This window comes from Sulfoacidibacillus thermotolerans, from assembly GCF_003144315.1.
Classification (GTDB): Bacteria; Bacillota; Bacilli; order Alicyclobacillales; family SLC66; genus Sulfoacidibacillus; species Sulfoacidibacillus thermotolerans.
On record NZ_MPDK01000077.1, the window covers coordinates 1 to 1660 of the forward strand.

2 protein-coding genes and 1 pseudogene are annotated in these 1660 nt (G+C 43.5%); all 3 read left to right on the forward strand.

Annotated features, from left to right (window positions below; genetic code table 11):
• Positions 1-571 (forward strand): annotated as a pseudogene (locus tag BM613_RS14425) (hypothetical protein); the annotation flags it as partial.
• 64 nt (positions 572-635) lie between these two features.
• Positions 636-1382: an ATP-binding protein gene (locus tag BM613_RS14430; protein WP_046973433.1), complete on the forward strand. Its 747-nt coding sequence runs from the start codon at positions 636-638 to the stop codon at positions 1380-1382.
• The coding region (locus tag BM613_RS14435; protein WP_146192851.1) for a DUF669 domain-containing protein at positions 1382-1660 on the forward strand (279 nt) is incomplete at its 3' end. The genes BM613_RS14430 and BM613_RS14435, both read left to right, overlap by 1 nt.

Here is a 1660-nt window from a genome sequence, read left to right on the forward strand (position 1 = left end):
ATGCCATGCTAACGGCGAGTTGATGGACGTGAAGGTTGTGCCGCTGTATGTGGTCAACAACGAACAAGAACTCCTGGAGTGGGAAAATATTTGGCTCGATATGGGATACGAAGGTGTTATTATTCGTGACCTTGAAGCGAAATATAAATGGGGTCGTAGTACGCAGCGTGAAGGCGGTTATCTCCGCATTAAACGCTTCACTGATGGTGAAGGTGAGATCATTCGTATTATCGAAGGTTGTACCAACGCAAATGAGGCTCAGATTAACGAATTAGGACAGACGTTCCGTTCATCCCATCAGGAAAATATGATTCCAAATGGTATGGTTGGCTCGTTTGATGTACGTGTGCTTACAGTACCAGAAGGACTGGAAGATCTTATTGAAGTCGGACAAGAGATGCGTGTAGGTGCTGGTCGCCTTACGCACGAAGAACGTAAATATTACTTCGAGCATCCTGATGAATTCATCGGGAAAATTTCTAAATGGAAATTCTTTGCTCACGGTATGAAAGATAAATTGCGTATTCCTACGCATCAAAGTTTCCGTGATGTAACAGATATTAGTGAATAATCACGTTTGCATTCAAGTTAATTAGGTCTTAGTATTGCAACCGTAACCACACAAGGAACAACTTATGCAATTTACAACTACCGCTCAAGCAGTTCTAGACACTGGTGTCAAGATGCTTGTGTATGGTGAATCCGGTATGGGTAAGACCATGCTTACAGCAACTCTTCCAAGACCGTTGCTGATTTCTGCAGAGTCTGGGCTTCTGTCTTTAACACCGAATAACATTGCTCGTGTGTTTGGTGAAAACAGACCAGATATCTGTTACGATATTCCAACCATCACGGTTGAAAATATCCAGGATGTGGAGCAGGCTTATGTTTGGGCGACTAACCCTGCGAATAATCCTGTAGGTGAAGATGGTTTACCGCGCTTTCAGTCTCTTGCGCTGGATTCACTTACTGAGATTGCTGAAAAGTGCCTTAACAATGCGAAGCGTACTGTAAAGGATCCGCGTCAGGCTTATGGGGATCTCATTGAGAAGATGCAAACGTTAGTTCGTGCTTTTCGAGATATCCCTGGACTTAACGTATACATGGCAGCTAAAATGTCCCGTAATAAGGACGAGTTAACAGGTATTACGTCTTATGGTCCTTCTATGCCTGGTGCAAAATTAGGTCCAGAATTACCATACTTTTTTGATGAAGTATTCAAAATTAGTGTTGGTAAAGACCAAAATACTCAAGCAGATTTTCGTTATCTGCTGACCAGACCAGATCTGTCAAATGTATGTAAAGATCGTTCTGGTTCGTTGGAACAGATGGAATATCCACATCTCGGTGCAATCATTAACAAAATCAAAGGGGTACAATAATGGCCGGTTTAGGAATGCAATTTAACGCTGGACAGCACGCAGAGCGTCAACACAACAGCTTGATGCCCGCTGGTTGGTATGTTGTTCAGATTGTAAACTCTGAAGTCAAACCGACTAAAACTCCAGGCGGTGCGCGTCTGAATCTTCAGTTTAAGATCATGCAGGGTGATTTTGCTGGTCGTGTGATGTTTGGCGGTTACAACGTCAAGAACGCAAACCCTGTCGCTGTACAGATTGCAATGGAAGAACTGGCAGAGCTGTCCCGTGCTGTTAAAGTC